The sequence below is a fragment of the Pseudomonas sp. TMW 2.1634 genome, assembly GCF_001703595.1.
Taxonomy (GTDB): Bacteria; Pseudomonadota; Gammaproteobacteria; order Pseudomonadales; family Pseudomonadaceae; genus Aquipseudomonas; species Aquipseudomonas fragi.
On sequence record NZ_CP016849.1, the window covers coordinates 3,716,405 to 3,732,959 of the forward strand.

Genomic DNA, 16,555 nt, shown 5'->3' on the forward strand with positions numbered 1-16,555 from the left:
TCTGCGTCTTTACTGAACAATCAAGTTGTTGAACAGCAGGTCGTCCACCATCGGTTTGCCAGTTTCGGCAGTCATGACCTGCTGGATTTGTTTCAAGGCTTCCTGGCGCAGCTTCTCCTTGGCTTCAACACTGCCCAGGGTTTCGCTGGTCTGCTGGGTAAACAGCCCCACCAACTGATTACGGATCAAGGCGTCATTGGTTTTAACCGCCTTGGCCGCATCGGCGCCCGTCACGCGCAAGGAAATATCAGCCTTGTACACCTTGAGCCGGGCACTGCCGTCCAGGCCGTAGTTACCCACAAATGGCGGGCTCAGGCTGATGTAGCTGACCTTGTCGCCGCCTTCCTGCGCCTCTTCCCCGACCGCCGCCATCGGCAAGGTCAAGGCCAGCATCAACATGATCCACGCTTTCACAATTCACTCCTTTTTTACAGTTTGGCGGGCAAGCATACCCGGGCCTTTCCACCTTTATCGGCCAATCCCGGCAAAGCCGTAGCCTGCTGACTCAACGCTCCCTGGGTGCCAATAGCGCCTGGACGCTCTCGGGCAACATCTCGACAAACTTGCGACTGGGCTTGCGCCGGCAGGCTTCAACCACCTTCACGGTGTCCCGCGCCAGTTCGTACAAAGCTGTTGCCAACAATTCGAGAGGATACTGCCCTGCCTCATATTCCTCGATCAGTCGATGGCGGGTTTGCCTGAACAACGTCAGTTCAACCAGGGGCAAGTCGACGCCGCGACGTATATGACGGGTGATTTCCCGGTTCAATTTGAGACAGGTTGCGCCGCTGATATCGGCCGTTGGCGCCTGCGCTTGCGCAACGGACGCCATCAACATCACCACAAGCCAGACCAGATGATTCATCGTCTTCCCCCCGCGCCGACAAGGGCGCAAAGGGCAAATACTATGAGTATGCCCCGCGATATCTCAGTTCACAGGCTCCGATCCTTTCGTGGGATGGCTCCGATTCAACGGCCAGCGCGCTCTTTAAGTCGTCGGTTTGCAGGGCCCGCAACGCTTGAGCCGTGCCTCCAGGTTACGATCCGGCATGGCGTGGCTGCGCAAAGCGCTCACGGTCTGTTCAACATAATCGCGAGTGGTGCCGTAGCGGCCGCTGGCGTTGGCCAGTACCTGGCTCAACACGCCATCTGGCAGGTTGCCCGCATAGCTGGGCAAATGCCGCTCCAGCACAAAGCCCAGGGCTTGTACCTGGCTGCCATCTTCCAGTCGGCAGGTGAGCCAGTGCGGCCGATACGAGGGCACCGGCATCTCCCGCAGCCACAGGGCGTGCAGCGCAGCATCGAGGTTGTCTTCCGGCAAGCGGTAGGCAAAGCCACTGCACGAGCCGCCACGATCCAGGCCAAACACCAGCCCTGGCCATTGCGGCGTGCCACGATGCTCGTGGGACCACAGATACAGCCCGCGATGGTAACCATGCACCCGTCCACGCACACGCTCAACCGCCGCGCATTCCGGGCGCCAGATCAATGAACCATAGGCAAATAGCCACACCGGCCCGCCTTGATGGCGCGCCATAGTGCTGTGCAGGGAGGTGAGCAGTTGTTCCGGGGTCAACGGCGCCCCGAGATCGAGTCGCGGCGGATAATCCAGATTCAGGCAGACAGATTCACGCGTAGTCAGTGCAGGTGGCATTGGGTCCTACAGGCATTACATGTGGTAAACAAAATAACGACATGAATCTTATAGCACCCAATAGTCTATGGCCCGCGCCGCAAGACGTATGGTTCGATGGCGAAATGATGCAATTGCGCTTAAACCCGCTTCGTTCAGGGAATGTTCAAGCGCCCCCTTTATAGTTGCCAGCCGCAGGCGCACACCCAACGAGGTTGTTGAATGAAATACATTGGGATTTGCTACCTGTTGATCCTGGCCTATACCAGTTCAGCATTGGCACAAGACGGCACGCAGCAAAAAGACGACGGGTTCTGGTATGTGCAAACCAGTGTCTATACCCGGCACTTCTCCCCCGACCCTGAGCACAACAACAATCAGGACCTGATCGGTATTGAGCGCCATGACGCTTCAAACTGGTTGTTCGGCGCGGCGACCTTTCGCAACTCGTTCCGCCAGCGGTCGTATTACGCCTACGCGGGCAAACGCTTTGATAGCGACACTTACCCGGTGTATCTGAAGCTGACAGGCGGCCTGCTGGAGGGTTACCACGGTGACTACCAGGACAAGATCCCGCTCAACCGCTTCGGCGTGGCCCCAGTGATCATCCCCTCGGTCGGCACGTATTACGGCCCGGTCGCCGCCGAGCTGGTGTTGCTCGGCTTCAATGCGGCAATGATCACCACAGGCCTGCGATTTTAAGGCCAGGGCTCAACTGGTCGCTGTGGGAGCGGGCTTGCCCGCGATAGTTTCAACGCGGTGTAACAGTTACATCGCGTCGCTTGCATCGCGAGCAAGCCCGCTCCCACACATTCAACCCCGTGGGCAATAGGCAAACACATCGGCGCGCATCTGGTGCGCGTCCATGCCGGCAGCCACCAGCGCGTCCAGCGTGCCGTAGATCATCGCCGGCGAGCCACTGGCATACACATGCACACTGCCCAGGTCGCTGATGTCTTCACAGACGGCCTCATGCAGCATGCCGCAGCGCCCTTCCCAGCCACACAAATCACTCACCACCTTGTGCAGGAACAGATTGGGGGTTTTCTCCCATTCGGCCCATTCGTCCAAGGTGTAGAAGTCTTCAGGCCGACGCACGCCCCAATACAGATGCACCGGGTGCTTGAAACCCTTGGCCCGGCAATGCTCGATCAGGCTGTGCATTTGCGCCATACCGGTGCCCGCCGCGATCAACACCAGCGGCCCGTCCGGCAGTTCGGACAAGTGCGTATCACCGAAAGGCAGCTCAAGGCGAACCATCTTGTTGCGCTGCAACTGCTCGATCAAGTTGCGGGCGCTGTCTTCGCGCACCAGCACATGCAACTCAAGGTCGCGCCCGGAATGCGGAGCACTGGCCAGGGAAAACGCCGACTTGTCGCCGTTTTCACGCTCCAGCATCACATACTGCCCGGCGTGATAACGCGGCGGCTTGCCTGCAGGCGCACGCAAGCGCACGCGCCACACATCGCCACCCATATCGACGCATTCGGTCAACTGACAGGCCAGGCTACGCACCGGTAATTCTCCCAACGCAAGCACGCCATCCCACAACACCACGCAGTCTTCAAGGGGGGCCGCCAGGCAGGTATAGAACTCGCCATGATCACGCACGTCACCCGCCTGCTCCACCTGGCCTTCAACCAGCAAGGCCGCACACACGTGGCAATTACCATTGCGACAGCTTTGCGGGCATTCATAGCCCAGGCGCTGCGCCGCATCGAGAATCCGCTCGCCAGGCAAGGTTTCCAGCACCGCACCTGAAGGCTGCAAGGTTACACGCATCAATCTATTCCTAATTGATTCCAGATGTCATCGACCCGGCGAGTGACCGCCTCATCCTTGACGATAACCCGACCCCATTCACGGGTGGTTTCACCCGGCCATTTGTTGGTCGCATCCAGGCCCATCTTCGACCCCAGGCCGGAAACCGGCGAGGCAAAGTCGAGGTAGTCGATGGGCGTGTTGTCGATCATTACCGTGTCGCGCTTGGGGTCCATGCGCGTGGTAATGGCCCAGATCACATCGTTCCAGTCACGGGCATTGATGTCGTCGTCGGTCACAATAACGAACTTGGTGTACATGAACTGGCGCAAAAACGACCACACACCCAGCATTACGCGCTTGGCGTGCCCCGGGTACTGCTTTTTCATGGTCACGATGGCCATGCGGTATGAGCAGCCTTCGGGCGGCAGGTAGAAGTCGGTGATTTCCGGGAACTGCTTTTGCAGGATCGGTACAAACACTTCGTTGAGCGCCACGCCCAGAATCGCTGGCTCATCCGGTGGACGGCCGGTGTAGGTGCTGTGATAAATCGGTTTGATCCGATGGGTGATGCGCTCGACGGTAAACACCGGGAAGCTGTCCACTTCGTTGTAGTAACCGGTGTGGTCGCCATAGGGGCCTTCGGGGGCCATCTCGCCGGGGTGAATCACACCCTCGAGGATGATTTCGGCAGTGGCTGGCACTTGCAGGTCATTGCCGCGGCACTTCACCAGTTCGGTGCGATTGCCCCGCAGCAGGCCGGCAAAGGCGTACTCGGACAGGCTGTCGGGCACCGGGGTAACGGCGCCAAGGATGGTCGCCGGGTCTGCACCCAGGGCCACGGACACCGGGAATGGCTGGCCGGGGTGTTTTTCGCACCAGTCACGGTAGTCCAGCGCGCCGCCACGGTGGCTCAACCAGCGCATGATGACCTTGTTGCGGCCAATCACCTGCTGACGATAAATACCGAGGTTCTGACGGTCTTTGTTCGGCCCCTTGGTCACGGTCAGGCCCCAGGTAATCAGGGGCGCCACGTCGCCCGGCCAGCAATGCTGCACTGGCAGCATGGCGAGGTCGACGTCATCACCCTCGATGACCACTTCCTGGCACACCGCGTCCTTGACGACTTTCGGCGCCATAGCAATGATCTTGCGAAAGATCGGCAGCTTGGACCACGCATCTTTCAGACCTTTAGGCGGCTCGGGTTCCTTGAGGAACGCCAGCAGCTTGCCGATTTCGCGCAGCTCGCTGACAGACTCGGCGCCCATGCCCATCGCCACGCGCTCTGGCGTGCCGAACAAGTTGCCGAGCACCGGGATCGTGTGGCCAGTCGGGTTTTCGAACAGCAAGGCCGGGCCTTTGGCTCGCAGCGTGCGATCGCAGATTTCGGTCATCTCCAGGACTGGAGAAACGGGAATCTGGATGCGTTTCAATTCTCCGCGCTGCTCTAGCTGCTGCACGAAATCCCGAAGATCCTTGAATTTCATTGACGGTGGCACCCCTAAAATAGGCGTACATCCTACCTGCTATGCCGGCCGCTGGCAGCTTATCGCTGCTCAGCGGGCGGTATTGGCCTGCTCCGAAGCACGCAACGCCAGGTCATCGAACAGCGGGGCCAATGCCGGTAGAACCAGACGAGCGCCGATTTCGGACAGGTGATTGTCATCGGTGTACAACGAATGACCGTCCTGTTCGGCCCGGCACAACCCCGAGGCATCGCACAGCTGCGGGGTCGGGTCCAGTACCTGTACATGGGAATCAGCGGCCGCGATATCGGCAAACAACCGGTTGATAAACGCTTTTTGCCTGAGGTGGTCTTCGACCGGCATGCCGACATCGGCGGTGGGCTGGTGCAGCATCGCCAGGCGGCTCAGGCGGTACGGCGGATTGAACGGTTGCAACGGCGCCTCCTTCATCAGCCATACGCGGTACCCGGCCTTGCGCAATTGCTCGACCCTCGCCCGCAAGCCATCGGCCAACCGTTGCTCGGCGACCGCGCGGTCATAGTGACCATTGCCATCGCGCAACGCATGGCCGTGATCGCCCTTGGCATCGCCATACAAGTACAGGCTCCAGCGCGCCACCAACAGGATATCGCGCACGGGCTCGGTCGCCAGGGTACGTTCGACACGACGGTTGTACTCGGCGCACCGCGTACCGTGCTCCAGCCCCTCAAGTGGCAGGCAACCGGCGGAACTGGCCAGCATCACATTGACGCCATGCTGGCGGGCGCTGTCGTCCAGTGCCGGGATCAGGGCCGTGGCGTGGCTGTCGCCCCATACCAGCAGTTGAGCTGGCGCGGCGGGCGATTGGCCGTAACGGCAGAATGGCGTGTCGGCCGGGCTCTTGTCATCGGTGATGCAGGCCATCAGCTCAGGTCGCCATTCGCTGGCCCGTGCGTATTGCAACGCCTGCTCGGACAAGCGCGACGGCAGGCCATCGGTCCAGCGCAGCGCCTGGCCGGCGATCCCCAATACCAGAATGCCCAAACCCGCCGCGACGAGAACCTGACGACGCCCAGCCAATAGTCGACGCTCACGAAACGGCGTTTCGACAAAGCGCCAGGACAGATAGCCAAGGATCAGCGTCAGCGCGATCAATGCGCCGGTCAGTGCAGGGCCGAACTCATCCGCGCCGGCATAACTGCCGAACACAAAAACCGGCCAATGCCACAAATACCAGGAATAGGAAATCAGCCCGAGCCCGACCATGAGCCGCGTACTCAACACGCGCCCGACCCAGGTGCTCTGATGCTCATTGGCCCAGATCAGGGCCACCACGCCCAGCACGGGCAGCAACGCTGCGGCACCCGGGAAGGGTGTGCTGTTGTCATAACCGAACACGGCAACAAGAATCAGGCCCATGCCCAACAGGCTGATGCCTTGCGCCGCCGCCGGGGTCAGGCGTTTCTGGCTGGCAGGCGCAATCGCCAGCATGGCACCTGCCAACAGCTCCCATGCCCGCATCGGCAACAGGAAAAACGCTTTTTCAGGATGCTGGGCCACAGCCCAGACGCTGAGCCCGAACGACACCAGCAACAGGCTGAACAACGCCAGCCGCCAGTGCTTGAACCGGCTGCAAAGCAGGGTCAGCAGTAACGGAAAGACAATATAAAACTGTTCTTCAACCGCCAGCGACCAGGTGTGGAGCAGCGGTTTGAGGTCACTGGCAGCATCGAAATAACCTTCCTGGCGCATAAACAGCAGGTTGGACACGAACATCACCTGGTAACGCACCGAGCGACCCAGCTCTTCGTAGTCCTTGGGCGCCATCAGGAACCAGCCCACGGCCAGCACCGCAGCCATCATCACGAACAAGGCCGGCAGGATGCGCCGTGCGCGACGGGCCCAGAACTCGACAAAACTGAAACGCGCCGCCTGATGCTGGCGCCAGATGATTGAAGTGATCAAATAACCGGAAATGACGAAGAACACATCAACGCCAACAAATCCGCCTGAAAAACCCGGCACTCCAAAATGAAACAACACCACGGCAAGTACGGCAACAGCACGCAGGCCATCAATGTCCCTGCGATAAACAAGAGAGGTCATATACGCTTGCAACTCATCGATAGATTATTTTTATTGACCGGAGTTAAGCACAAACCTTCCTTTTATTTTTGGTAAAAAAAAAGGCGCCCTCGCGGGGCGCCTTATTTTTGTACGAGAAACCGTATTACTTGCGTTTCATCGACAGGAAGAACTCATCGTTGGTCTTGGTCTGTTTCAACTTGTCGACCAGGAACTCGATGGCTGCTACTTCGTCCATCGGGTGCAACAGCTTGCGCAGGATCCACATGCGTTGCAACTCGTCGTCTGCAGTCAGCAACTCTTCGCGGCGGGTGCCGGAACGGTTGATGTTGATCGCAGGGAAGACGCGCTTTTCAGCGATCTTGCGGTCCAGAGGCAGTTCCATGTTACCGGTGCCCTTGAACTCTTCGTAGATCACTTCATCCATCTTCGAGCCGGTTTCAACCAGCGCGGTAGCGATGATGGTCAGCGAACCGCCTTCTTCGATGTTACGCGCAGCACCGAAGAAACGCTTTGGCTTCTCAAGGGCGTGAGCATCCACACCACCGGTCAGCACCTTGCCGGAGCTCGGGATAACGGTGTTGTAGGCACGGGCCAGACGGGTGATGGAGTCGAGCAGGATCACCACGTCCTTTTTGTGCTCGACCAGGCGCTTGGCCTTCTCGATCACCATTTCAGCAACCTGCACGTGGCGGGTTGGCGGCTCGTCGAACGTGGAGGCAACCACTTCGCCGCGCACGGTACGCTGCATTTCGGTTACTTCTTCCGGGCGCTCGTCGATCAGCAGAACGATCAGGTGCACTTCAGGGTTGTTACGCGAAATGTTCGACGCGATGTTCTGCAGCATGATGGTCTTGCCCGCTTTTGGCGGAGCAACGATCAGACCGCGCTGACCTTTACCGATCGGAGCGCAGAGGTCGATCACACGACCGGTCAGGTCTTCAGTGGAACCGTTACCGATTTCCATCTTCATGCGTACAGTCGGGAACAGCGGGGTCAAGTTCTCGAAGAGAATCTTGTTTTTCGCGTTCTCGGGACGATCGTAGTTGATCGTGTCGACTTTCAGCAGTGCGAAGTAACGCTCGCCTTCTTTTGGCGGGCGGATTTTACCGACGATGGTGTCGCCGGTGCGCAAGTTGAAGCGTCGAATCTGGCTAGGCGAGACGTAGATATCGTCCGGGCCGGCCAGGTAAGAAGCGTCAGCGGAGCGCAGGAAGCCGAAGCCGTCCTGGAGAATCTCCAGCACGCCATCACCGGAGATTTCCTCGCCGCTTTTCGCGTGCTTCTTGAGCAGGGAGAAAATCACGTCCTGCTTGCGCGAACGGGCCATATTTTCTATGCCCATCTGTTCGGCCAATTCGAGCAGTTCGGTAATCGGCTTTTGCTTGAGTTCAGTCAGGTTCATATAGGAATGACGTAATCATTTATGGGGAGGGAAATTAAGCTTTGGGCTTAATGAGGCCGCGCCGCAGAGAAGGCGACAGGATCGCGTACTAATTCGATAAGGAGTGCGTCGGCGACGGCTTGCAGGGGGCAGTGGAGAAACCAGTGCGGGGCCGAATGTACCACTTGAGTTTCATAGCGTCTAGTCCTTGAGCCATGAAAAAGCCCCGCATTTAGCGGGGCTTTTATCGACGCTTAGATATTGGCGTCGAGGAATGCAGCCAACTGCGACTTCGACAGCGCACCGACCTTGGTGGCTTCAACGTTGCCGTTCTTGAACAGCATCAGCGTAGGAATACCGCGTACGCCGTGCTTGGCCGGGGTTTCCTGGTTTTCATCAATGTTCAGCTTGGCAACAGTCAGCTTGCCTTTGTAAGTCTCTGCGATCTCGTCCAGAACCGGCGCGATCATTTTGCAAGGGCCACACCATTCAGCCCAGTAGTCGACCAGTACAGCGCCTTCAGCCTTGAGAACATCGGCCTCAAAGCTAGCGTCGGTGACGTGTTTAATAAGATCGCTGCTCATGGAAGTCTCCGTGGTTGTAAGCAAAAACGTAGCACATCATAGCTGTCATCACCGCGTTCAGGAAGGTGAGGGGCGATTGACTCTCACTATAGTGGTGCATGAGAGCGGATATCGCCCGTTTCAGGTCACCTGAAAAGCCGGGTTGAGGGATAACAGCTAACGTCATTGCTTTCGTGCTCCATATCAATGCATCTGACATCGCGCGTTGGCGCGAGCCTTTGATCGTGGCACGATGATCAGGTTATCGACCGAGACCCCTCAACCATGCCCCAATCCCAAGCAAGGAATCCGTCCCTGATCGCCGCCATTGATCTGGGTTCTAACAGCTTTCACATGGTGGTGGCCAAGGCCCAGAACGGCGAAATCCGTATTCTCGAACGTCTTGGTGAAAAGGTGCAGTTAGCTGCCGGCATCGACGAAGAGCGCAAACTCACCGAAGAATCCATGCAGCGCGGGCTCGATTGCCTCAAGCGCTTCGCCCAGCTGATCAACGGTATGCCACTGGGTGCCGTGCGCATCGTGGGTACCAACGCCTTGCGTGAAGCACGCAACCGCAACGAATTTATCGTGCGGGCCGAGGAAATCCTGGGCCACACCGTTGAAGTGATTTCCGGTCGTGAAGAAGCACGCCTGATCTACCTGGGTGTGTCCCACACCCTCGCCGACACGCCGGGCAAGCGCCTGGTGGCCGATATCGGCGGCGGCAGTACCGAATTCATCATTGGCCAGCGCTTTGAACCGCTGCTGCGCGAAAGCCTGCAGATGGGCTGCGTCAGCTTCACCCAGCGCTACTTCCGTGACGGCAAGATCACCCCGGCGCGCTACGCCCAGGCCTACACCGCAGCGCGCCTTGAGATCATGAGCATCGAGCACGCCCTGCACCGCCTGACCTGGGATGAAGCCATCGGCTCCTCGGGCACCATCCGGGCCATTGGCCTGGCCCTCAAGGCCGGCGGGCATGGCAATGGCGAGGTCAACGCCGAAGGCCTGTCCTGGCTCAAGCGCAAACTGTTCAAGCTGGGTGAAGTGGACAAGATCGACTTTGAAGGCATCAAGCCTGACCGTCGCACCATCTTCCCGGCCGGGCTGGCGATTCTTGAAGCGGTGTTCGATGCCCTTGAACTGCAGCGCATGGACCACTGTGATGGCGCACTGCGCGAAGGCGTGCTCTACGACCTGCTGGGCCGTCATCACCATGAAGACGTGCGTGAGCGCACCTTGAGCTCTCTGATGGACCGCTACCACGTCGACCGCGAGCAGGCAGCCCGGGTTGAACGCAAGGCCTTGCGTGCCTTTGATCAAGTGGCCAAGTCCTGGGACCTCAAGGACGGCATCTGGCGTGAACTGCTGAGCTGGGCGGCCAAGGTGCATGAAGTGGGGCTGGACATTGCCCACTATCATTACCACAAGCACGGCGCCTATTTGATCGAGCACTCCGACCTTGCCGGCTTCTCACGCGAAGACCAGCTGATGCTCGCGCTGCTGGTGCGCGGTCATCGTCGCAATATTCCCAAAGACAAGTTCGCCGAATTTGGCGCCGACGGCATCAAGCTGATTCGCCTGTGCGTGCTGTTGCGCTTTGCGATCCTGTTCTACCACATCCGTGGCAACCAGGAAGCCTCGCAGGTCAAGCTGCGCGCCGAGGGCGATCACCTTGACGTGATCTTCCCTGAAGGCTGGCTGGAACAAAACCCGCTGACCCAGGCCGACTTCGAGCAAGAAGCGCAATGGCTGACCCGGGTGGGTATCGTGCTGACGGTGTCCTGACCGGACACCACTCAAACCACTTGTGGGAGCGGGCTTGCCCGCGATTCAAACGGTGCGATGTTTCAGGAACACCGCATCGAACCAATCGCGGGCAAGCCCGCTCCCACAGTCATTACCGCGTTATACCGAAGGCCCGGTGCTCACCGTCAGGACGGGCAGGCTCAGACGCTCCAGCAAGGTTGCCTGGGCGCTGCGCGGGTTCTGGTTGCCGGTTGGCGTGTTACGGATGTAACGCCCGTCCGACTGCAGGCTCCAGCTGTGGGTGTTGTCGGTCAGGTAGCACTCCAGCTCTTTCTTGACCCGCAATATCAGCTTTTTGCCCTCGACCGGGAAGCACGTTTCAACGCGCTTATCGAGGTTGCGCTCCATCCAGTCAGCACTGGACAGGAACATCTGCTCTTCGCCGCCATTGAGGAAGTAGAAGACCCGCGTGTGCTCCAGGAAGCGGCCAATGATCGAGCGCACATGGATATTGTGCGAAACCCCCGGAATACCCGGACGCAGGCAGCACATTCCGCGAACCACCAGATCGATACGCACGCCGGACTGGCTGGCCTTGTACAGCGCGCGAATGATTTTCGGGTCGGTCAGCGAGTTGAACTTGGCGATGATATGCGCCGGCTTGCCCTCAAGCGCAAACTGGGTCTCGCGGGCAATCATGTCGAGCATGCCCTTCTTCAACGTGAACGGTGCATGCAGCAGTTTTTTCATGCGCAGGGTTTTACCCATGCCGATCAACTGGCTGAACAGCTTGCCCACGTCTTCGCACAACGCATCATCAGAGGTCAGCAGGCTGTAGTCGGTGTACAGGCGGGCGTTGCCGGCGTGGTAGTTACCGGTGCCCAGGTGGGCGTAACGCACGATCTCGCCCGCCTCACGGCGCAGAATCAGCATCATCTTGGCGTGGGTCTTGAAGCCGACCACACCATAGATCACCACCGCACCGGCCGCTTGCAGGCGGCTGGCCAGCTGCAGGTTGGACTCTTCGTCAAAACGCGCACGCAGCTCGATCACTGCCGTCACTTCCTTGCCGTTACGCGCGGCATCCACCAGCGCATCCACGATCTCGGAGTTGGCACCGCTGCGGTACAGGGTCTGGCGCACGGCCAGTACATGCGGATCCTTGGCCGCCTGGCGCAGCAGGTCGACCACCGGGGTAAACGACTCGAACGGGTGCAGCAGCAAGATGTCCTGCTTGCTGACCACGCTAAAAATGTTCTCGCTGTTCTGCAACAGCTTGGGGATAGCCGGGGTGAACGGCGTGTATTGCAGCTCCGGGTGACTGTCGAGGCTGGTGATGCTGAACAGGCGCGTCAGGTTGACCGGACCATTGACCTGGTACAACTCGGTCTCATGCAGGCTGAACTGCTTGAGCAGGTAGTCGGACAGGTGTTTAGGGCAGGTGTCGGCCACTTCCAGGCGCACGGCATCGCCGTAACGACGCGAGAACAACTCGCCACGCAGGGCGCGGGCCAGGTCTTCTACATCTTCGGTATCGACCGCCAGGTCGGCGTTACGGGTCAGGCGGAACTGATAGCAGCCCTTCACCTTCATGCCTTGAAACAGGTCATCGGCGTGGGCGTGAATCATCGACGACAGGAACACATAGTTGTCCCCTGCTCCGCCCACGTCTTCAGGCAGCTTGATCACACGCGGTAACAGGCGCGGTGCCGGGATGATCGCCAGGCCCGAATCGCGGCCAAAGGCATCGATGCCTTCCAGCTCGACGATAAAGTTCAGGCTCTTGTTCACCAGCAACGGGAACGGGTGCGTCGGGTCCAGGCCAATCGGGGTGATGATCGGCGCGATTTCGTCGCGGAAGAACTTGCGCACCCACGCCTTGATCTTGGTGTTCCAGTGCCGGCGGCGGATAAAGCGCACCTGATGCTTTTCCAGCTCGGGCAGCAGGATCTCGTTGAGGATCGCGTACTGGCGATCGACATGGCCGTGCACCAGCTCACTGATGCGGGCCAGCGCCTGGTGCGGCTGCAAGCCATCGGCACCGGCCTGTTCACGGGCAAAGGTGATTTGCTTTTTCAGGCCCGCGACCCGGATTTCGAAGAACTCATCCAGGTTGCTGGAAAAGATCAGCAAAAACTTCAAGCGCTCAAGCAGCGGGTAGGACTCGTCCAGCGCCTGTTCCAGCACGCGAATATTGAACTGCAACTGCGACAGCTCGCGATGAATATACAAGCTGCTGTCATCAAGGCCAGGCACAACAATCGCCGGATGCGCCGCCGCGTGCGCCTCGGCCACGGCGGGCGCGGGCTCTTGCGATACAGGCGGGGTTTCTGGAACTGGCTCGGCAATCGGCTGAGCTTCAGTGGCAACGATTTCTGCAAGTCCTTCGGTATTCATTGATTGTTCCTGTAAGAGCGGGTTTGACTCTCGTAACAGTTAAGCGACACCAGCAGTCAAGTTGCCAGAATGCCATCAACGCCTGTGGGTTTAAACCGCTCCAAGGCGCTTTATGTGGGCCAGAGCTTGGTTAGAGGGCGATTTATTAAAATTGTTTCCAAAGGCACCGGCATGTGAGAGCGGGCTTGCTCGCGATGGCATCACCCGTGCTTGCCTGCCAGGTCGCGTAGCCTCCATCGCAGGCAAGCCAGCTCCCATAGGTTTGAGGCAATAATCTCCACGCGCACGGTTATAACGCCTCGTCATGAACACTAGATGACAACGCCAATGATGTAGGTCAAATAGACGTCAATTGTAGGAATTGTTAACGTCAAGACACATTTCGATACTTTCCCGAACGTCCCTTAAGGCGTAGGCTGCGCGTTCATTTCGCCAGCATCCAGACAATGCTCCAACAATTTCTTCAAGAATTTGGCTACTTCGCCCTGTTTCTAGGGACGTTCTTTGAAGGTGAGACCATTCTGGTTCTCGCAGGCTTCTTGGCGTTCCGCGGATACATGGACCTCAAACTGGTCATGATCGTGGCGTTCCTCGGCAGTTATGCCGGTGACCAGCTGTGGTATTTCCTGGGGCGCAAGCACGGCCGCAAACTGTTGGCGCGCAAACCGCGCTGGCAACTTATGGGCGACAAGGCACTGGAGCATATTCGCAGGCACCCGGATATCTGGGTTCTGAGCTTCCGCTTCGTCTACGGCCTGCGCACCGTCATGCCTGTGGCCATTGGCCTGTCGGGTTACCCGCCGGGTCGCTACTTGCTGCTCAACGGTATTGGCGCCGCGATCTGGGCCATTGCCCTGGCCACCGCCGCCTACCACTTTGGCGCCGTGCTCGAAGGCCTGCTGGGCAACGTCAAGAAGTATGAGCTGTGGGTACTCGGTGCCTTGCTGTTGATCGGCCTGTGCCTGTGGGCCAGACGCCGCTTCAAGAATGCGCGCCTGGCCAGACAGACCGCACTTGAAGAAAAGAACAAGCGCAGTATCGAAGTCAGCAACCCGCCAGCCGAGTGATGCGGTCTCTGCTCAAGTACAGGCCCATCACGCTCAACACCGTGTAGCTGAACAGGCCGACCCAGCCCAATGCGCTGGCCGGCCACAGCCCCGCCACAGGGGCCAGCCAAACCAGTGGCACGTTGAGCGCCAGGCGCAGCCACTCGAGTTTCAACGCCCAGGGCCGGTTCTCCAGGCCCGCCCCCAGCACAAACAACCCCAACGCCATATACCCCCAGCCCAGCATCAGCGCCTGGGGCGACAGGGTTTCGCCCAGATTCAGCAAATAACTGCCCAGCGCCACATAAACTGCAAATTGCGACGCGAGATACACCTGCTGGCGAAACGGCAAAGGCACTTCGAATTTTTCGAACCGGCTCAAATCCGGCTTGCTCATCGGGTACTTCGCTGCCACATCCGCCGGGCGCCAGCCTGTGGGCATAAACCAGATTCGCAGTTTGTCGCGCCAGCGTTCGGTGCGCTGCGCATCGGCCAGCAACTGCCCATAGAACTGCCAGTTGGCCCACAGCGGGTTCCAGCTGTGCAGCGGTGTGGTCACCCCGAAAATCACCGGCTCGGCATCGTCTTCTTCCTGAAAGGTGCCAAACAAACGGTCCCAGATAATGAACACGCCACCGTAATTGCGATCCATATACAGAGCATTCTGTGCATGGTGAGCGCGATGATTGGAAGGTGTCACAAAGCACCACTCGAACCAGCCCAGCTTGGGCACATGGCGGGTATGGACCCAGAACTGATAGAGCAGGTTGACGGTGGCCACCGTGACAAATACCAGCAGCGGCACCCCCAGCACTGCCATCGGCAGGTAAAAGACCCAACCGAACACAAACCCGGTGCTGGTCTGGCGCAGGGCGGTGGACAGGTTGTAGTCCTCGCTCTGGTGATGCACCGAATGCGCGGCCCACAGCACGTTGCGCTCATGCCCCAGGCGATGGTGCCAGTAGTAACAAAAGTCATAGAAGACAAACGCAAACAGCCACACCCACAGGCTGTCATCGGGCAGTTGCAGCAGCGCCAGGTGTTTCAGCGCCAGCGCGTAGGTGATCAGCCCCACGCCTTTGGTCAGCAAGCCGGTGGTGGTCGACAGCACACCGGCGCTCAGGCTGCTGATGGTGTCAGCCAGGCGATAGGTGCGCATCCCGCGCCAGCGGTCGACCAGCAGCTCGACAGCAATCAGCACAAAGAAAAACGGCACTGCATAGAGAATCAGCTTCATGGCACACCCCGAGCGGCATTCCATCAAGCGTAGGCGCACTTGCAGCGAAACCCTATGGCATCAAGCGCCAAATCAGGCGACATTAACGCCATGTACAAGGAGAGCGATATGACCACAAAAAATGTTGCCGTGATTCTTTCCGGTTGCGGTGTCTATGACGGCGCCGAGATCCACGAAAGCGTGATCACCCTGCTGCGCCTGGATCAGCGCGGCGCCAAAGTGCAGTGCTTTGCCCCCGACATTGCGCAACTGCACGTCATCAACCACCTGACCGGCGAGCCAATGCCCGAGACCCGCAACGTGCTGGTGGAATCAGCGCGTATTGCCCGGGGCGAGATCAAGGACATTCGTGAAGCCAGGGTCGAGGATTTTGACGCCCTGATCATTCCGGGCGGGTTTGGCGCCGCCAAAAACCTTTCCAGCTTTGCCACCGAAGGCGCTGCGTGCTCGGTCCAGGCGGATGTGCTGAACCTGGCCGAGGCCTTTGCCGAAGCGGGCAAGCCCATAGGCCTGATGTGCATCTCACCCGCCATCGCCGCCAAGATTTATGGCCCGGGCGTCATTTGCACCATCGGTACCGACGCAGACACCGCTGCGGCCGTCAGCAAAATGGGCGGCACTCACCAGGAGTGCGAAGTATCGGAAATTGTTGAAGACAAGGCGCGCAAACTGGTCAGCACCCCGGCCTACATGCTAGCCCAATCCATCAGCGAAGCGGCGTCGGGGATCAACAAGATGGTGGACCGGGTACTGGAGCTGACTCAAAAAAGTTGATCAGCCCCGCGCCAGTCGGGTCAGGATCCGGTCCAGGGCATTGGCGAACGCCTGCTTGTCACGTTCGCCATAGGCGCCCTGCCCGCCGCTGACCTGGCCCTGTTCGCGCAGATCGGTAAACAGATTGCGCACCGCCAGGCGCTCGCCCATGTTCTGCGGGTCAAACTCCTTGCCCCGCGGATCCAGCGCCGCGACGCCCTTCTTGACCAAGCGGTCGGCCAGCGGCACATCGCTGCAAATCACCAGCTCGCCGGGCACGGCGTGTTCCACCAGATAATCATCCGCCGCATCCGGGCCGCTGGGCACCACAATCAGTTTGACCAGCGCATAGGTTGGCTTGATCTGGCTCTGCCCTGCCACCAGCACTACTTCAAACTGGCGCTTGAGGGCAAACTTGATGACCTGATCCTTCGCCGCCTTGGGGCATGCATCTGCGTCGATCCAGACACGCATAAAGAATAGCTCCTGAGGGTTGCCGATC

Annotated in this window: 15 protein-coding genes; 4 read left to right on the forward strand and 11 right to left on the reverse strand. The window is 59.2% G+C overall.

All coding sequences use genetic code 11. The annotated features are described in order from the left end of the window. Positions 1-9 precede the first annotated feature (9 nt). The 3 genes from BFC21_RS17540 to BFC21_RS17550 form a co-directional block, all read right to left on the reverse strand. Positions 10-414, reverse strand: coding sequence for a flagellar basal body-associated protein FliL (locus tag BFC21_RS17540; RefSeq protein ID WP_016783026.1), 405 nt, complete (start codon positions 412-414; stop codon positions 10-12). 91 nt (positions 415-505) lie between these two features. Beyond that, entirely contained in the window at positions 506-865 is a 360-nt protein-coding gene (locus BFC21_RS17545; protein ID WP_086799401.1) for a hypothetical protein, read from the reverse strand. Between the two features lie 123 nt (positions 866-988). Further along, positions 989-1,654, reverse strand: a complete 666-nt coding sequence (locus BFC21_RS17550) for a gamma-glutamylcyclotransferase (protein ID WP_371914919.1) — start codon at positions 1,652-1,654, stop codon at positions 989-991. Positions 1,655-1,855: 201 nt separating this feature from the next. Here BFC21_RS17550 and BFC21_RS17555 point away from each other — a divergent pair, with 201 nt between their 5' ends. Next, positions 1,856-2,335 carry a sn-glycerol-3-phosphate transporter gene (locus BFC21_RS17555; protein WP_177342595.1) on the forward strand — a complete coding sequence of 160 codons (480 nt, stop codon included), beginning with the start codon at positions 1,856-1,858 and terminating at the stop codon, positions 2,333-2,335. Between the two features lie 111 nt (positions 2,336-2,446). Here the strand turns inward: BFC21_RS17555 and BFC21_RS17560 are convergent, their stop codons facing one another. From BFC21_RS17560 to trxA, 5 genes are all read right to left on the reverse strand, one after another. Then, a complete protein-coding gene (locus tag BFC21_RS17560) occupies positions 2,447-3,415 on the reverse strand; it encodes a CDP-6-deoxy-delta-3,4-glucoseen reductase (RefSeq protein ID WP_086799403.1) in 969 nt (322 codons plus the stop codon). Continuing rightward, positions 3,415-4,881 (reverse strand): 4-hydroxy-3-polyprenylbenzoate decarboxylase, encoded by a 1,467-nt coding sequence (gene ubiD / locus BFC21_RS17565; RefSeq protein ID WP_088378517.1) that lies wholly within the window; start codon positions 4,879-4,881, stop codon positions 3,415-3,417. The genes BFC21_RS17560 and ubiD overlap by 1 nt, the downstream gene beginning before the upstream one ends. Positions 4,882-4,950: 69 nt before the next feature. Continuing rightward, complete coding sequence (locus BFC21_RS17570; RefSeq protein ID WP_088378518.1) at positions 4,951-6,945, reverse strand: acyltransferase family protein; 1,995 nt, start codon at positions 6,943-6,945, stop codon at positions 4,951-4,953. A gap of 124 nt (positions 6,946-7,069) precedes the next feature. After that, the gene (gene rho / locus BFC21_RS17575) at positions 7,070-8,329 is read right to left on the reverse strand and encodes a transcription termination factor Rho (RefSeq protein WP_016783019.1); all 1,260 of its coding nucleotides are present in this window, start codon (positions 8,327-8,329) and stop codon (positions 7,070-7,072) included. 233 nt (positions 8,330-8,562) lie between these two features. Next, complete coding sequence (trxA, locus tag BFC21_RS17580; RefSeq protein ID WP_016783018.1) at positions 8,563-8,892, reverse strand: thioredoxin TrxA; 330 nt, start codon at positions 8,890-8,892, stop codon at positions 8,563-8,565. Positions 8,893-9,156: 264 nt separating this feature from the next. Here trxA and ppx point away from each other — a divergent pair, with 264 nt between their 5' ends. Further along, positions 9,157-10,659 (forward strand): exopolyphosphatase, encoded by a 1,503-nt coding sequence (gene ppx, locus BFC21_RS17585; RefSeq protein ID WP_083369687.1) that lies wholly within the window; start codon positions 9,157-9,159, stop codon positions 10,657-10,659. Positions 10,660-10,779: 120 nt separating this feature from the next. On the opposite strand, the gene ppk1 is transcribed toward ppx, so the two are convergent. After that, on the reverse strand, positions 10,780-13,017 hold the full coding sequence (gene ppk1, locus BFC21_RS17590; RefSeq protein ID WP_083369688.1) for a polyphosphate kinase 1: 2,238 nt from the start codon (positions 13,015-13,017) through the stop codon (positions 10,780-10,782). Positions 13,018-13,463: 446 nt separating this feature from the next. On the opposite strand from ppk1, the gene BFC21_RS17595 reads away from it, so the two are divergent. Then, on the forward strand, positions 13,464-14,084 hold the full coding sequence (locus BFC21_RS17595) for a DedA family protein (protein ID WP_016783014.1): 621 nt from the start codon (positions 13,464-13,466) through the stop codon (positions 14,082-14,084). Here the strand turns inward: BFC21_RS17595 and BFC21_RS17600 are convergent. Beyond that, positions 14,062-15,300: a sterol desaturase family protein gene (locus BFC21_RS17600; protein ID WP_088378519.1), complete on the reverse strand. Its 1,239-nt coding sequence runs from the start codon at positions 15,298-15,300 to the stop codon at positions 14,062-14,064. The two genes, BFC21_RS17595 and BFC21_RS17600, sit on opposite strands and share 23 nt — an antisense overlap. A 108-nt stretch (positions 15,301-15,408) precedes the next feature. Here BFC21_RS17600 and elbB point away from each other — a divergent pair, with 108 nt between their 5' ends. Further along, on the forward strand, positions 15,409-16,074 hold the full coding sequence (gene elbB, locus BFC21_RS17605; protein WP_016783012.1) for an isoprenoid biosynthesis glyoxalase ElbB: 666 nt from the start codon (positions 15,409-15,411) through the stop codon (positions 16,072-16,074). On the opposite strand, the gene BFC21_RS17610 is transcribed toward elbB, so the two are convergent. Then, positions 16,075-16,527 carry a YaiI/YqxD family protein gene (locus tag BFC21_RS17610; protein WP_016783011.1) on the reverse strand — a complete coding sequence of 151 codons (453 nt, stop codon included), beginning with the start codon at positions 16,525-16,527 and terminating at the stop codon, positions 16,075-16,077. Positions 16,528-16,555: the final 28 nt, after the last annotated feature.